7 protein-coding genes are annotated in these 17,343 nt (G+C 49.8%); 5 read left to right on the top strand and 2 right to left on the bottom strand.

The features are described from left to right. The first annotated feature begins 2 nt into the window (after positions 1 to 2). Positions 3 to 1,040, top strand: a complete 1,038-nt coding sequence (locus tag FJQ58_RS03420; protein WP_139991026.1) for an MBL fold metallo-hydrolase — start codon at positions 3 to 5, stop codon at positions 1,038 to 1,040. Here the strand turns inward: FJQ58_RS03420 and FJQ58_RS03415 are convergent. Then, a complete protein-coding gene (locus FJQ58_RS03415) occupies positions 1,037 to 2,650 on the bottom strand; it encodes a response regulator (RefSeq protein ID WP_139991025.1) in 1,614 nt (537 codons plus the stop codon). The genes FJQ58_RS03420 and FJQ58_RS03415 overlap by 4 nt on opposite strands. Positions 2,651 to 2,723: 73 nt before the next feature. Beyond that, positions 2,724 to 4,451, bottom strand: coding sequence for a sensor histidine kinase (locus FJQ58_RS03410; RefSeq protein WP_139991024.1), 1,728 nt, complete (start codon positions 4,449 to 4,451; stop codon positions 2,724 to 2,726). A gap of 268 nt (positions 4,452 to 4,719) precedes the next feature. Between FJQ58_RS03410 and FJQ58_RS03405 the strand changes: the two genes are divergently transcribed. The 4 genes from FJQ58_RS03405 (at position 4,720) to FJQ58_RS03390 (ending at position 17,104) form a co-directional block, all read left to right on the top strand. Then, entirely contained in the window at positions 4,720 to 5,574 is an 855-nt protein-coding gene (locus FJQ58_RS03405; protein ID WP_139991046.1) for an ABC transporter permease, read from the top strand. Positions 5,575 to 5,597: 23 nt separating this feature from the next. Further along, positions 5,598 to 6,476: a carbohydrate ABC transporter permease gene (locus FJQ58_RS03400; protein WP_139991023.1), complete on the top strand. Its 879-nt coding sequence runs from the start codon at positions 5,598 to 5,600 to the stop codon at positions 6,474 to 6,476. A 127-nt stretch (positions 6,477 to 6,603) separates the two neighbouring features. After that, positions 6,604 to 8,334: an extracellular solute-binding protein gene (locus FJQ58_RS03395; RefSeq protein ID WP_139991022.1), complete on the top strand. Its 1,731-nt coding sequence runs from the start codon at positions 6,604 to 6,606 to the stop codon at positions 8,332 to 8,334. Between the two features lie 169 nt (positions 8,335 to 8,503). Then, positions 8,504 to 17,104, top strand: a complete 8,601-nt coding sequence (locus FJQ58_RS03390; RefSeq protein WP_139991021.1) for a carbohydrate binding domain-containing protein — start codon at positions 8,504 to 8,506, stop codon at positions 17,102 to 17,104. Positions 17,105 to 17,343 lie beyond the last annotated feature (239 nt).

The following is a 17,343-nucleotide window of genomic DNA, read 5'->3' as shown; positions in this document are numbered from 1 at the left end:
CGATGACTAAGCAGCAAGACGAAGATAAGGCGGACAAGCGCTCAAAGGCATGGGAGATCGGCAAGGTTATTTTGCAGGAAGGCTGGATACAGGTAAAGGTGCCGGTCCCTTTCTCGCTCAGATGGGTGAACAGCTATTTGCTCCCGGAGGAAAGCGGCTATACGCTGATTGATCCTGGCCTTCGCACGGAAGCGGCTCTTGGCGTCTGGTTGGACGTGATGCAGGACCTCGGCTTAGTATGGACGGATATTAAACGAATTGTTCTGACCCATCAGCATCCGGATCATTACGGACTTGCTGGTTATATGCAGGAAAGAAGCGGCGCCCCGGTCTATATGACTCGTCAGGCCCATGCTTACGCCGTTAGGCTTTGGGGAGCTGAAAGCAGCTTTTCCGAGGAGCTTCATGCGCTTTATGCAGACCACGGCATGCCGGCGGAGCATAGAGCGGCAATCGCTGAAAATTTGGAAACATTTGTGGAAATGGTGACACCGCAGCCTACCGTTACCTACTTTGAAGCAGGGAGCAGCATGGCTCTTGGCGGCTTAGAGTGGGAACTGATCGATGCGCCTGGCCACGCGAAAGGGCAGGTGTGCTTTTATCAGAAGGATAGGCAGTGGATGATATGCGGGGACCAGGTGCTGCCCCATATTACGCCTAATGTGAGTGTTGTGCCTGGGGAAGGCGGCGATCCGCTTAATGATTTTCTGGTTAGTCTCGAGCAGTTGAAGTCGTATGAAGTGAAGCTTGCTTTTCCGGGGCACCGCGATCCTTTTTCGAATTTCGAAGGCAGAATTACGGAGCTTCAGCAGCATCATGAGCGCCGGCTGGACAAGATGGTTGCCATGCTCGCTGAAGAGCCCCGCACGGCTTATCATATGTGCGAGGCGCTGTTTGGCAGCAGGCTGAATGGCAATGCCCATCAATTGCGTTTTGCGATGTCGGAGACGCTTGCCCACCTGGTTTATTTGGAAAATTTCGGCCGGGCTACCTCGGCGCTAAGGGATGGCGCTTACGTATTTGCTGCCGCTTCTTCTTAACGGTCGCGGAATTCTTGAGGCGTAATGCCATATCGGTCCTTGAACACCTTGATGAAATAGCTTGTTTTCAGATAGCCTACCTTGGCTGCAATTTCATATATTTTATCGGGCGTTGTACGAAGCATGTGCGCCGCGGTTTCCATCTTCAGCCGGGATAAATAGTCGCTAATGCCTTCGCCCGTCTCCAGCTTGTAGATTTTGGACAAATACGAAGGGTTAAGAAAAACATGGGAGGCGATCGATTGCAGAGATGCATCCTCTAGGTGGCCAGCCACGTATTCCTGCACCTTCTGCACCGTGCTGGAGCGGGAGTGCTGCACCCTGCTGCTCATATGGCCGCGATAAGCACCGATGATCGCCGTTGTCCAGGAACGGAGCTGCTTAATGGTATGGAACTGGGGACCGCTTAGCAGCTGATTGAACTCCCCGCCCATAATATCCGCCATCCAGAGCTTGTTCTTATGGATCGAGAAGCTGAGTGAGCTGACGATCATGAAGTAGGTTTCCAAAATATGCTCATGCGATTCTCCCCAATTAAGCTCAAGCTCCTCAAAGGCAAGCCTCAGCTTCTCCTCGATAGCCTCCCATTGCCCGGCCTCCAGCAAATGGATGAGCAGCGGAGGATTATACAAGTGTGAGAGCGAGTTGGCTTCGCCGTGCTCTGCCTCCTCCGTCAGCGTTAACAGAAATCCACGCTCGCTGCCGATTCTCTGCCTGAAGTTAATGATTGAAAAATCATAGGTTTCATGAAGCTCGCGAGGGAACGCCTCCTGTTTAGTAAGGACAAGCGATATCGTTCCTTTTAAATATAGCTTTACGTAATGCTGAAGCTGAGCCGCCTTCTGCTCAACCAGATGAAGGAGAGGGGGGTGCTCCGCAGAGCCGGCGTTTTTGCTCATAATAAGAAAAATAAAGTAACCATGTTCATCCTTCGTATGCCAAAGCCTGTACTCCTCGGCAAAAATTTCTTCAGCGATATTGCTAACCGCATATTCCAGCAAGGCGCCGTCACGATCAGTCTGTTCATTGAAATAGTCCTCCATCCGGAGCAGCATCATGCAGTAAGGAGAGCCTGCCTGGAATGGAAGATCGAGCATATCGAGCTTTCCTTGCAGCTTCTCCTGGCTGTAAGCCTGCCCTTGCAGGAGGGAGAGAAGCAGATGATTCCGCAATATAGGCAAATTATCCTTCAGGGACGCCAGCGCGCTTTGATGGGAGCTGATTTCCTTCCAATGCTCTTCAAGCTGATCGGCGGCTTTCTTCACGGCCTGCAGCAATTCCTCGTCCTCGGCAGGCTTAAGCAAATAGTCGCTGGCTTGGTGCTGGAGCGCTTTTTTGGCATATTCAAAGTCGTTGTACCCGGATAACAAAATACATTTCACATTGCTCCAGGATGCGCGAATCTGTTCAATTAAATCAAGCCCGGAGAGTCCCGGCATATGAATATCCGTGATGACGATATCAATGGGTGTCGTATTCATAATCTCTATTGCCTCATGGCCAGAGTTCGCTTGGTATACCGTATCTACGCCAACGGTGCTCCAGGGCAGATTGCTTGCCAGATCCTCGACGAGATCCGGCTGGTCGTCAACAATTAATAGTTGATACATGATGAACAGCTCCAATTCTATTATGCATTTGTATAATCACTTACGCTGAATTAAGCAGATGGCCCACAATCTACTAGGGCTTCGCATTCGGCCAGCTGAGATAGACAGCCACGCCGGCCTCGGGGCGGATACGGAAGCTGATGGAGGCCTCTGGCCCAAATTGATAGAGCATGCGCTGCCGGATGTTCCACAGCGCGCAGCCGCTGGTCTCGTCAGGCGGATTCATAATTTTCCTCTCCAGCTCCCGCAAGCCCTCCTCCGTAATGCCAATGCCGTTATCCTCGACAATAATCGTATGGTAGCGGTCATTGCTCTCACCGGAAATCGTAATGATGCCATCCCCGTCAAACCGCTCGATGCCATGCAGCACCGCGTTTTCCACGACCGGCTGCAGCAGCAGGCGCGGAATTTCGATGCCCAGCATCGCATCAGGCACTTGGATGCGGTAGGAAAGGTGCTGGATATGGAATTGCTGGATTTCCAAATAGCTCTCTACCAGCTGGAGCTCCTCTTTGAGCGTGGCAGTCAGCTTCTCAACGCGCGTCGTATAGCGATAATAAGTGGATAGATGCATTGCAAGCTTCATGACCGATTCCTTCTTATCTAGCCTAGCCAGGCTGCGAATGAGCGCAAAACAGTTGTATAGGAAATGCGGGTTAATTTGCGATTGCAGCTGCTTGACGTTCGCTTCGCGTCGCCTGAGCTCCTCCACGTATACCTTCTGAATCAACTGCTCCGTATTGGCGGCCATATCGTTAAATCGCTGAAACAAATAGGTGAATTCGTTTTTCGGATTCGCTGTAATTCGCGCGGCATAGTTGCCTTCCTGCAGCCGTTTGACGCTTCGAATGAGAAGGGCAATCGGGCGCTGGACGTTGCGATATAGCAGGTAGCCCGCGAGCAAGCTCATGATTAAGAGCAAGCCGACGGAGCCATAGAACAAACTCTGGCTTTTGACGATTGGCTTTAATATATCCGCGAGCGGCACATAGTCAATTAGATACCAATCAAGCGTTTTCACATGGGCGGAGGTGACAAGGAAATCATTTCCCTTAATCGTAATAATTTGATTGGATGCTTCCTGGACGTTCTCTTTCAAGATTAGCTTTTTAATCGTCTCGGTCATTTCCCGGTCCGCCGTCCGGTTCTTGATCGTCGCCCCATCAGCATGAACGAGAAAGGGGTCCCCCTTGCCCGCCAGCTTGAACGTATCCAAATCTTTAATCAGATGCTCCTCGGGAAAAGAGATTTCAACGATAATGCCGGCTTTTTCGATATCGGTAATTTTGTTCGTAGGCTTGACGATATGCCGAACGAACCGATTTTGCTTCATGCTTTGAATCGTCATTTCCTCGTATTTCCAGGTGCGCGTCAGTATTTTCTTGATCGATTCAAGATCATAGGAAAGATAAGTATTGGTCGATACGAGCTGCTTGCTCGCAGGCGCCGTGATGCTGTACTGCGTATCCCAGCGCTGAGCTACGTTGAGCAGCCGAAGACGCTCCAGAATGCGCAGCTTCTCGTCATTTCGCTGGTAGGAGCTTTCGATCAGATGAAGGTTTTGCAGCTGCTGGATATGAATATCCTCGCTCAGAAGAAAGCCGAGCGTAGACAGCGTTGTCACGCTTCTGTCGATTTCATTGGCAAGGAATGTAATATCCTTTTGCTTCAACGACTGCATTTCCTCCTTGATGACGTCGATGCTTGTCCGAATAGAAAGCGTATACAAAACAATAATCGGAATGAGCAAAAGTATGATTATCGTAATCATTTTGGCAAACGTGTTTTCTCGTAAACGCATGCATGAACCCTCTCTTTTGATCAAAATTAAGCTAGATAAGTCTACAAAGTGGCATGCTTCCAAAAATCGTGGTCTATAGAACAGGAGAGACTGCTGATAAAATTAATCATACAGGAGAGCTGATAAAACACAAATCAAATTTTGTTTGGAAAGGGGCAGAACAGTGGAAAGTGCGCTAAACGAACCGCTGCAGCAGGGGACAAAACAAACACGAAAGAAGGAAAACAAAACCAGAGAACTATTTAGCCGCACTTGGCCCTTGCATCTTATGCTGCTTCCGGCAGCCATTATCACCTTCATCTTTGCATACGTGCCCATGAGCGGATTAATTATGGCCTTCCAGGATTTCAAGCCGTATGACGGCATGTTCCGCTCGAAGCTTGTTGGGCTGGAGCATTTCCGCTTTATGTTCGAATATCCGGACAGCAAGCAGGTCATTTGGAACACCTTGATTATTTCGGGGCTAAAAATCGTCTTTGGCCTGGTGGTTCCTTTCACCTTCGCGATCTTGCTGAACGAGGTTCGGAAAATGTTTTTCAAACGGGTTGTCCAAACGCTCGTGTACCTTCCGCACTTTATCTCTTGGGTAATCCTAGGGGCGATTCTGACGGATATGCTGGGCAGCAAAGGAATTGTAAACCAACTGCTCAACACTCTCGGCATGGATTCGATCTTCTGGCTGGGCGAGGGCAACTGGTTCCGCTTCACCGTCGTGGTCAGCGATATTTGGCAGAACTTCGGCTTCAACACGATCGTATTCCTTGCTGCGCTCTCAGGCGTTAACCCTTCGTTATACGAGGCTGCTGAGGTAGACGGCGCCACGCGCTGGAAGCAGACGCTGCATATTACGGTCCCGTCGATGATTCCGATCGCAGTGGTCGTGGGCACGCTGTCGCTGGGCAACATTTTGAACGGCGGCTTTGACCAAATCTTTAACCTTTACAATGCGCTCGTTTACGATAAGGGCGACATCATCGACACGTTCGTGTATCGGACCGCCATATTGAACGGCCAATACAGCTTCGGTACGGCAGTTGGATTATTTAAATCCATCATCGGGCTAGTCATGATCGTATTCTCTTACCGGATGGCCTACAAATATGCCGGCTACCGCATTTTCTAAGAAAGGGAGGAAGGAGACAGAGCATGTATCACAAAACATCAGGCTATAAGGTTTTCTCGGTATTCAATTACGTATTGCTTGCCATTATCTGCATTTCCTGCGTCATTCCGCTTGTTCATATTCTTGCCGTAAGCTTGAGCGCGAGTGCGCCGGCAAATGCCAATCTGGTGAAGCTATGGCCAGTCGGCCTTAACTTTGATGCTTATGCCAAGACGTTAAATAACGATAATTTTCATAATGCGCTGTACATGGGGCTCAAACGGACCGCCCTTGGTACCGTCGTGGGCATGTCGCTAATGATTCTGGCAGGCTATGCGCTATCCAAGGATGGCCGGGCTTTTAAGAGCCGTTCGATCTATACTTGGTATTTCCTCTTTACGATGCTCTTCAGCGGTGGTATTGTTCCTTCGTACATGCTAATTCGCAACTTGGATCTGATGAACACGATTTGGGCGCTCGTGCTGCCTGGGGCGATCAATGTTTTTAATATGGTGCTTCTGATGAACTTCTTCCGGGCTGTGCCGAAGGAGCTGGAAGAAGCATCGCTCATCGACGGGGCAGGTCAATTCCGGACGCTCTGGAGCGTGTTTTTGCCGATATCGATGCCCGCATTAGCGACGATTTCATTATTTACAATGGTTACGCATTGGAATTCATGGTTTGATGGTTTGTTATATATTACAGATTATAGAAAATATCCGTTATCAACCTTTTTGCAAACGATTATTGTACAGCAGGATTTTAATAAAATAAATCCGGATGTCAATGAGCTGAAGCATATCTCCCAGCGTACCGTCAAATCCGCGCAAATCTTTATCGGGACGCTGCCGATCCTGCTCGTATATCCGTTCCTTCAGCGTTATTTCGTGAAAGGCATCATATTGGGAGCGGTTAAGGAATAGCGCAAGAAAAAGGCATCAATAACAAAATTGTGGTCTTTCGGTCATGAATAACGAGCAGTATATTGGTAATAAGCGATATAACATATATCGTAATTAATAACAAAATATAACTTACGGGGGTAAAGGCATGAAGAAGTGGCTTTCGGTCTTATTGGTTCTATCATTTATGCTCGCAATTGCAGCATGTTCGGGCAACAACACGAACAAGGGAACAAATTCTCCGGCAACCAACAAGCCGGGCAATGAACCGGCCCAAACGGAAGAGGGCAATAAAGAAGGTTTTGTAGACGGGAAATATACGACGCCAATCACATTGACGACGGTTTGGGGACTTAACCAGAACGGTTCCGTCTTTAAAGAAGGCGAATCGATCGAGGATAACGTACATACCCGTCTGATCAAAGAAAGACTGGGCATTGACATTAAGTACAACTGGGTAGTTACAAACACGAATGACGCGTACAAAACGAAGCTGCGCCTGATGCTGTCATCCGGCGAGGAAATGCCTGACGTGGTCACGTACCGCGGAGACATGGAAACGGTTAATATGCTGATTGACTCCGGCCAATTTATGCCAATTGGCGATCTCGTAGATAAATACGCAAGCGATACGTATAAAGCGGGGCTTGATCTTGATCCAACGATCTGGCTGCCAATTAGCCGCGGCGGCGACAAAATGGCATTGCCGATTCTCGATTACGCTTACAACGCGGATCATGTAATGTGGATTCGCGAGGATTGGCTAACGAAGCTGAATCTTAAAGCGCCAACGACGCTTGCAGAGATGGAAACGGTTATGGACGCTTTCGTTAACGGCGATCCGGACGGTGACAGCAAGAAAAACACGATCGGTCTTGCGACTGGCTTCAAAAATGGCTTCGCTAACTGGATGACCGATATCGGTTTTGTGTTCGGCGCGAACGGTACGATGCCTGGCCAATGGAATCTTGCGGCTGACGGTACCCTTGAGCATGGCTCTATCAATCCAGCAGCTAAGGATGCTCTTTCTACTTTGAAAACTTGGCTGGAAAAAGGCTATATTTCGCAAGATTCCGCATTGCTTGACGAATCGACAGGCTCCGAGCTGTTTACGAAAGGCGAAGCAGGCATTATGTTCGGACCGAACTGGCTTCCAGCTTGGCCATTCCCGGATCTTCTGAACAATGTACCGGGTTCGAAATACAAAGCTTATCCGGTTCCTGCAGGTCCTAATGGCAAAATCGGTTCCGCAGGCGGAAATCCTCCTGCCAATGGTTACCTATTCGTAAACAAAAAAGCAAAAAATCCGGAAGCTATTTTGCACTACTATAACTGGTTCTTCGAAAATATGGCTAACCCGCAGCCGGGCAGCGAGTTCGAGAAGGGCTTCGCGGAAGGCTACGATTACGCAACGCTTCCTGACGGATCGATTACGGCTGATATTGCGAACCACCCTGATCTCTTCCCAGGTCTGAAGGATCAAACGGCGCCACCGCTATACTACACGCTGACTTACGAAGGCGCTCGTATTCCAACGCTTTATGCAGAGACGCATGTTAAGCTTGCTGGCGGCGCAGAGGCGGTAACGCCTTACGAGAAGCAAGAGTTCAATACCCGTCTTAAAGAAAATACCGATGCGATGAAAGTCGTTATGGACCAAAAGGATATCCGCATGAAAAACTACTACATGGGTCCTTTGACTGAAACGATGCAAAGCAAAAATGAATTGCTTAACAAATTGCTGAACGAAACGTTTAACAAAATTGTTTATGGACAACAACCGCTGGAGTCTTTCGATACGATGGTTGCGAACTGGAAAAAATCCGGCGGCGAGCAAATTACGAAAGAAGTCAACGATTGGTACAACAGCGTAAAATAAACCGGCAGCTTAGAAGCGGTTCATTTGCTGGAAGCATGATTAACTAACCGAGCGAACAGCCTGTCACGTTGCAGTTTCATCATTGAGCTGTAAGGAGCAGGCTGTTTTCTTAAAGTGTGAAGTAAGCGTTTCCATTTACTGGATCAAGAGGAAAGGGAGTAGGAGAAGCATGAATAAACGGTTCATTTCGATCGTATTGGTATTTATGATGTTAACGAGCAGCTTGCCGGCAGTTGGCGCAGCAGCCTCCTCTGCCGAACCATCGGCAGCGACGCATTGGGGGGAAGCCTCTTTGCAAAAATGGATTTCCAAGGGGATGCTGGGCGGTTATCCGGATGGGAGCATTCAACCCGATCGCCAAGTGACGCGGGCGGAATTTGCGAAGCTGGTCAATGCTGTATTTCGCTTGGGAGCCAAGGGCGAGGGGGCATTCGCGGATGTTGCCTCTGACGCTTGGTACAGCAAGGATATTCTGGCGGTTAAAGAAGCCGGCGTGATCTCGGGTTACCCGGATGGCAGCTTCAAGCCTGATGCTCCGATTACAAGGCAGGATGCGGCGAAAATAACGGCCGAGCTGTTTCAGCTGCAAACGGCAGGGAATGATCCCTTGTCCGACTTCGTAGATCGCAATCAGGTGCAGTCCTACGCAAAGGAGTCGCTTGAGCGCTTGCTCGCTGGCGGATACATAAAAGGTTATCCCGATCAAACGATACGTCCGCAGAAGGCCATCACTCGCGCAGAAGCGATCGCGCTGCTAGACCGCTTGGCGGCCGAGGTTGTGAATGCTGCCGGCAGCTACGATGGGTTGAACGTTTCCGGCAGCGCTGTCATTAATACAGCGGACGTTAAAGTGAATCAAGCAGTCATTAAAGGCGACTTGTTTCTGACGCCGGGCATCGGCGAAGGGGATGTCTATTTAACGGATGTGGAAGTGCTCGGCACGGTCTACGTTCAAGGTGGCGGAATCAACAGCATTCATTTTATCAATTCAAAGCTGAATAAGCTTGCTGTAAATAAAACGGACGGCAAGGTGCGCGTCGTATTGTCCAGCAAGACTAACGTGCAGGAGCTCACGGTCGATACCGATGCGATTATTGAAATCGGAGAAGATGCAAGCAGCGACTCCTTGACGGTAGGTGAGACCGCAACAGGAACCGAAATCAGGGTTCAGGGAAATGTGAAGCAAGTGAAAAACAGGGGTACGGGCACTCTATTGAACGGCAGAAGCTTAACTAAAGGAAGCGAAGCGTCTGTACAAAACGGTGTCGTGAAAGATGGAACATCATCTGACGGAGGTAGCGGTGGCGGAGGATCAACACCTGCTCCCGAGGCAACGCCTAGCCCAACCATTGCGCCGACGGCAACACCAACAGCAGAACCGACGGCAACGACTGCCCCATCTCCTACAGCTGAGCCGAAGGATGAGTGGAAGCTGGTATGGAATGATGAATTCGACGGCAGCGGGGGAAATTTGGACACAAACGGCGTCGATTTGGATAAATGGGCCTATCAGCTTGGTACAGGAGCTCAGTACGGCCTCGACGGCTGGGGAAATAACGAAGAGCAATTTTACCGTGCCGACAATCTCTTGGTTAAAGATGGAACTTTGACAATCACAGCCAAAAATGAAAGCCATGAAGGGAAACCGTATACGTCAGGCAGGCTGTATACGCAGCCGACCTTTACCAAAACGTATGGCAAATTCGAGGCACGCATGAAGCTTCCGGTTGGAGAGGGCATTTGGCCAGCTTTCTGGATGATGCCTGCGGAAAGTGAATATGGCGTCTGGGCGGCATCGGGCGAGATCGATATCATGGAGGCGCGCGGACGTCTTCCTAAAGAGGTCGGCGGCACGATCCACTATGGCAGAAACTGGCCAAACAATAAAGCGACCGGAGCCGAATACGAATTCGGCGAAAATACGGATATCACCGATTTCCATACTTATGGAGTAGAGTGGGAGCCGGGTGAAATTCGCTGGTACGTTGACGGGGAATTGTATCAGAAGCTGAACAATTGGGATAGCTGGGGCGCAGATCAACCGGCCAAATACGCTTTTCCCGCCCCATTCGATAAGCCTTTTTACATGATTTTGAATTTGGCGGTTGGCGGCAATTATGATGGCGGGCGCCGGCCAAATCCATCAGATTTGCCGGCAAAGATGGAAGTGGATTATGTTCGCGTCTATGACATTGCGAGCAGGCCTTACCAAACACCGGTAGAGCCAAGCTTTGAATCGGAGCCTTATCCTGCGCAATACAAAGAGCCGATTGCAGGCAATTTTGTTCACGATAAGGATTACAAAGAACCATTCACAAATATTGCAGAGCCTGATCAGGTATTGAACACGAAATTTTGGAACTTTGTACATGTGAGTACGTTCCAAGGAAACGGTTCGGTTTCGGTTGAACCGATTGGCGGCGTGAATTTTGCTAAAGCAGACATCACGTCAGGCGGCAATGCCGCACACGCGGTACAGCTGATCCAGAACGTGACACTAGGTAAAGGACGCTGGTATAAGCTGACATTTGATGCCAAATCCAATGCCAACCGTAATATGACGGTGAAGTTTGGGGGCGGCGAAAACCGCGGCTGGACAACGTATTCGGACAGCTTGGAAGCAAGGCTGTCGAATAGCTTGCAGTCTTACGAGATGTTGTTCCAAATGGGAGCCGAGACCGATACGCTGGCAAGGCTGGAGTTCAACTTGGGGCTGAGCACAAGCCCGATTTGGCTCGGAAACGTAAAGGTAGAGGAAACTACCACTCCGGACCCTTTTCAAGATAACGATCCGAAAGAGCCGCTGAACGGAAACCATGTCTACAACGGTACGTTTGATCTTGGCCGAGTGGACCGGATGACCTATTGGAATTTATCGGCGGAAGGGGCAAATGCTACAGGCTCTGTTGATCCGGCAGTCCGGGAGCTTAAGGTTGCCATTGGCGATGGCGGAGTTGTGCCAGGAGCGGTTAAGCTGACACAGTCCGGCATCAACCTTTTGGAAGACAATGAATATAAGCTGACCTTCAAAGCGAGGGCTGCATCGGAGAGAACGATTCAAGCTGCCGTGACCCGCCTGGATGGGACACTTTATGCAGGTCCGGAAACGTTTGCGCTGACAACCGATATGAAGGAGCATACGCTGCTGTTTACAATGGATCAGCCGACCGATGTGCTGGGCCAACTCGTCTTTATGCTTGGCGGCCATCAAGCTGATGTCTATTTGGACGACGTGAAGATTATCCGTTTGACGAACAACAACGTTGGAGAGCTTGCGTTGAAGGATCAATTTCCTGTTAAAAACGGTGATTTCTCTAACGGGAAAGCTAGCTGGGGCGAGCATGTACAAGGCCGCTATGACGGCTGGGGCTCAAGCGCGGCCTTCACCCCACAAAACGGCGAATTGAAAATAGCGATTGCAAGCGAAGGCAACAATCCTTGGGATGTCATGCTGATGCAGACGGACTTTAACCTATTCAAGGGTAATACCTATACGGTCTCGCTGGATGTCAGCTCTTCGAAAAACCGCGAGATGGAGCTCGTTATCGATGCAAATAACCAGCGATATTTGTCCGAGAAGGTACAGCTTACGAACGAGAAGCAAACGCTTAGCTATGAGCTGGCGGTGCAAGCGGACATTACGCCATCCTTGAAGCTGCTGCTTGGCAAGCTGGAAGGGGCCGCGGTCATTGGCGCACATGATGTTATCGTAGATAACATTCATGTGGAGCTGAAGGACGCCAGGACACGTGCGTTTCCGCTCCAAAACGGTTATTTTGACGCGGGCATGCAGGGCTGGAGCACTCATATACAAGGGAAATACGATGGTACCTCTGATGCGGTGATCACCGCGCAGCAGGGAGCGGCTAAGTTGGCGATTGCCAATACGGGCGCTAATCCGTGGGATATTATTTTGCAGCAGGAAGCGCTTGGCTTATTGAAAGGCAAAACCTACGTTGTATCATTCGCGGCAAGAGCGAGCACGCCGCGGACGGTAGAGGCGGTCGTCGAAAATAGCGCGAATGTCCGTTTCCTTAATGAGAAAGTGCAGATTGATAATGTAACGCAAACCTACAGCTATGAATTTACGATGGAAAAGGATGAGCTTGCGGCGATTAAGCTGCTTATGGGCAAACAGCCGGGCAGTCCGGCAGGAGCTCATGATGTATGGATCGATAATGTTCATCTAGAGCTTAAGGGAGCTAAAGAAGCGACAGGAGAGAAAGCTCGCAGCACAAATGATATCACGCTGCCGCTGCCTCCCGTGCTTTCGCCAGATGCTTCCGACAACGCGATTGGCAATGATATTGACATAACTTTCATCGATAACGAAGCATGGAGAAACGCGATTACGGATGTTTTCGTGAATGGAACGAAAATATCGGTGCAGGCTTATCAGCTTGCAGCAGGCAAGCTGACCATCGATAAGGGGCAATTTGCAACGGCGAAGGCCTATCAGCTGATGATTAAAGCGGCCGGCTTTGAGAATGCGCGCGTAACGCAGGACATTCAGGCTGAAATCATGTGGAGCTTGGTTTGGTCTGATGAGTTTGACGGAAGCGGCGCCAATGTGGACACAAATGGTGTCAACCTCGACAAATGGGCCTATCAGCAGGGCAACGGCAGTGAGTATGGCGTCGCAAACTGGGGCAACAACGAGGAGCAATATTATAGAAAGGAAAACATTAAGGTCGAGAACGGGCAGTTGGTGATTGAAGCCAAAAACGATGGTTTTGGCGGCAAACCTTATACGTCTGGCCGTCTGTGGACCAGTCCGACGTTCAGCAAGGCTTACGGCAAATTCGAAGCGCGGATAAAGCTTCCAGCAGGTGAAGGGATTTGGCCGGCCTTTTGGATGATGCCGAAGGACAGCGAGTACGGCGGCTGGGCATCTTCTGGCGAGATTGACATTATGGAAGCGCGCGGACGGGTGCTTGGCGAAGTGGACGGAACGATCCATTATGGCAAAAATGCACCGAATAACAAGGCAACAGGCTCGCAATATCATTTTCCGGAAGGAGAAGACATTACAAGCTTCCATACTTATTCGATGGAATGGGAGCCAGGCGAGCTGCGCTGGTATGTGGATGGGAATTTGTATCAAACCATCAACGATTGGCATAGCTGGGGAGCGGACCAACCGGATAAATATGCGTTCCCTGCACCGTTCGATAAGGAGTTTTATATTATTCTTAACATGGCGATAGGCGGCAATTACGACGGCGGCCGCAAGCCGGACCCGTCGCTGCTTCCCGCGCAGATGGAAGTGGACTATGTGCGGGCTTATGAGCTGACGGGCCGGCCTTATAAAGAGCCTGTTGAGCCGACGCTCGTGAAGGATACGTTCCCGCAAAACGGGAAAAAGGCGATTGATGGCAATTTCATTTATGATCCAGCCTTTACGAAGGGTGTTAAAGACATAACGGCTGCTAATCCGGATATGGATATGAATAATTGGAATTTCCTGCATGGCGCCGAATTTGGCGGAGCAGGCCAGGTGTCGGTCGTAACGAGCGACGGCGCGCCTTTTGCCAAAGTGGATATTACGAACGGGGGCAATGTGCCTTATTCGCTTCAGCTCATTCAATATGTCACGCTCGTGAAAGGGCAGGCGTACAAAATCAGCTTTGATGCGAAAGCCTCCGCGCCTCGCAGCATGAGCGTGAAGTTTGGGGGGGACGCCAATAGCGGCTGGGGCATTTATTCCGACAATTTCGATCCTTCGCTCAAGGAACAGCTGGGCCATTACGAATATCGTTTCTTGATGACCGCTGACACGAATGCTGCAGCACGCATTGAATTTAATTTGGGCCAAAACTTAAACGATGTATGGATTGGCAATGTTCGCTTGGAGGAGATCGATGAGCTGAACGAGCCGGGCGCAGCGAAAATACCGCTGAACAACGGCAATCATGTATACAATGGCGGGTTTGACCTGGGCACGATGGACCGTATGCTTTACTGGAACACCAGCGTGACGGATGCGGCATCTGCGGTTCTTGGAGTCGATCCGGCAACACGCAAGCTGAATGCAGCGATTTCGAATGGCGGAGCAAATGCTTCTTCGATTCGATTAATTCAGCAGGGAATTAATTTGCTCCAGAAGGATTCTTATGAACTAACCTTCGATGCCAAAGCTTCGGCAACGCGCACGATGGAGGTCCAGTTCAAAAGCAAGGATGGCTCGGTGACCTATTCCGGACCGCATGCCATTCACTTGGAGACGGCGAACGAGTCTCACAAAATAACCTTTACAATGCCGGCGGGATTGTCTGACGAGGAAGGACAGTTGGAGTTCTTGCTTGGCGGCAGCGATGCGGATGTGCAGCTCGACAATGTCAAGCTGCTCAGAACAACGAACTTAAATGTAGACTTCACCGGCATTGAGCTGTTCCCGCTCAAAAATGGCGATTTCTCTTATGGCCTAAGCGGCTGGGAGCCATTCACGCAAGGCGGAGCAGCGGCGTTTACAGAAACGGATGGAGCGGCAAAAATAGCGGTCACTAACGTTGGCGGCGAAGCGTGGAACGTCATGTTCAACCAGTCCAATCTGAGCTTGGCTAAGGGAATGACGTATGTGCTTTCTTTTGACGCTAAATCGTCCGTCATTCGTGACATCGAAGCAGCACTGGAAAACGCGGCGTATGTCAGACGTTTTTATTCCGGGCCACTAGTGTTGTCCCCGACGATGCAGCATTTTGAATTCACCTTCAAAATGGCCGCTGACGATAATGTGGCGCTGAAGTTTTTGCTAGGCAAAACCATGCAAAGCGCGGCAGGCCCGCATGATATTATTTTCGATAATGTCGTGTTGGAAGTAAAGGATGCGCCAGTGTCGCGTCCGCCGACTTTAATACCGGATACGACTTCCAACCGTGTCGGTCAGCCGGTAGAAATTAAATTCTCAGACAAAGCGGAATGGAGAGAAGCAATTCAAACGATAGAAGTGAATGGCGCAGTGCTAGCCGTTAACCAATTTTCGGTACAGTCAGGCAGCATCGTTATTGATCCAGCTTTGTTCACTACGGATAGATCCTATTCCATCAAAATTAAGGCGGAAGGGTTCGGAGATGCCAGCGTAAGCCAAGTGATGTTCGCGGCTGATGGCAATCTGGTGCTTAACGGCGAGATGTCTAATGGCTCTACGAACTGGACATTCTGGTTCGGTGACAGGGGCGATTCGGAATACGTACCTGAGAATGGCGCGGCTCGCGTAGATATTCATTATCATGGCGGGATGCATCCGGAGTGGAATGTGCCGATCAGTTGGTCGACGCAGTTCTCGCAAAGCGGCATCAAGCTGGAGGCAGGCAAAGCCTATGAGCTTAGCTTTAATGCATGGTCAACGGTTAACCGTCCCATCGCGGCCGAATTAACGGGCTATAACAACAACCAAACCGTACATTTTAATATTTCGGAAGACCAAGCGGCGGTTTACAAAAGAAGCCTGACTCCGTCAGCTAACGTGAATTTAACGCTCAAGTTTTTGCTAGGCAATGTCATTAATGGGGCGAATGTTACGCCTGACGGTCCGCACACCATCTTCATCGATAATGTTGTAATTAGGGAGGTTGCCGCTCCGCCTGCGTTGACCGCAGACAGTACGGATAATAAAGTAGGGCAGCCGATTGAGCTTGCCTTCGCTGATCAGCAGGCATGGCGCGATAAAATTACTCAAGTTACGATTGATGGCGTTAATGCGCCACCAGGCAGTTATACGGTGGAAGCAGGCAAGATTAGGCTGGATGCTTCATTATTTCCTGCTATCAAGACCTATGCGATTGCAATTTCGGCAGCCGGGTACGGGATTAGCGAGGTACAGCAGCAAGTGAAGACAGCCGCGGCCAATGTTGCACTGAACAAAGCGGCAACAGCATCTAGCAGCGCTCAAGCAGCTGGCAATGCGACTGACGGTAAATCGGGCACGAGATGGGAATCGGCCGTTTCCGATCCGCAGTGGATTGCCATTGATCTAAACGGTGTTTACAAGCTGGAGAGCGTCGTTCTGAATTGGGAGGGTGCATTTGGCAAGGCCTACAAGCTGCAAATCTCTTCTGCCGATATACCGGGTGAAGGCGATTGGAGCGATGTATTTACTGAAAACGCCGGCAACGGAGGCCTCGACAATATTACGTTGAATGGGCAAGAAGCTAAGCACATTCGTTTGCTTGGAAGCGCACGTGGGACGCCATACGGTTACTCCCTATGGGAGTTTGAGGTTTATGGCTCATGGATTAGCGGCGGCGGAGGCGGTACGGACCCGGGCACTGATCCGGGCACTGATCCGGGCACTGACCCAGGTCCAAACCCTGGAACAGGCCCAGTGTCATCGAATTTAGCTCTTAACAAAACCGTGGTGGCCTCGAGCTTTAACGCTGTATTCCAGCCAAGCCTATTGACCGATGGACGAATGGATACAAGATGGGAAGCGAATTGGACGGCTAATCAAACGTCTCCCTATTTGCCCGAATGGTTCTATGTTGATTTGAACCGTGTTGAGTCGATCGGCAAGCTGGTGTTGACATGGGAAACGGCTTACGGCAAGGCATTGGATATTCAAGTGGCAGCCGAAGGAAGCGATTTATCCGAGAGCAGCGCGGATTGGAAGACCGTGCAGTCTCTGGAACGTGAGCTAGCGGTTGCAGGCAAGTTTGAAGAAACCGTTACGCTTGCCAGTAGTGCTTCTGCGAGATATGTTCGCATATTGGTTACAAGCAAAGGGCTGCCGCCTTATGGCCCATCCTTGTATGAAATTGAAATGTACGCGTAATTTTATTTACGAGTAGCATGAAGTGCTTTTTATAACATCCTTAAACGTTAAAAGAGTGTCCGTGTGCAGGTGAAATGCCTGTTCGGACGCTCTTTTTGTTATCCTATTGGACGAATAAGATCCTTTGTGTAAATGAGTAAGACTAATAATGATGATTTAATGAAGAAAATGAAATATATATTGCGACATATATAAATATATGATACATATTAAATAACGGAAATGAAATTAACAGGTGT

This window comes from Paenibacillus paridis (assembly GCF_006345825.1).
GTDB lineage: Bacteria > Bacillota > Bacilli > Paenibacillales > Paenibacillaceae > Pristimantibacillus > Pristimantibacillus paridis.
The sequence above is the reverse complement of the archived record's forward strand: the minus strand, read 5'-3'. Positions and strand labels throughout refer to the sequence as shown.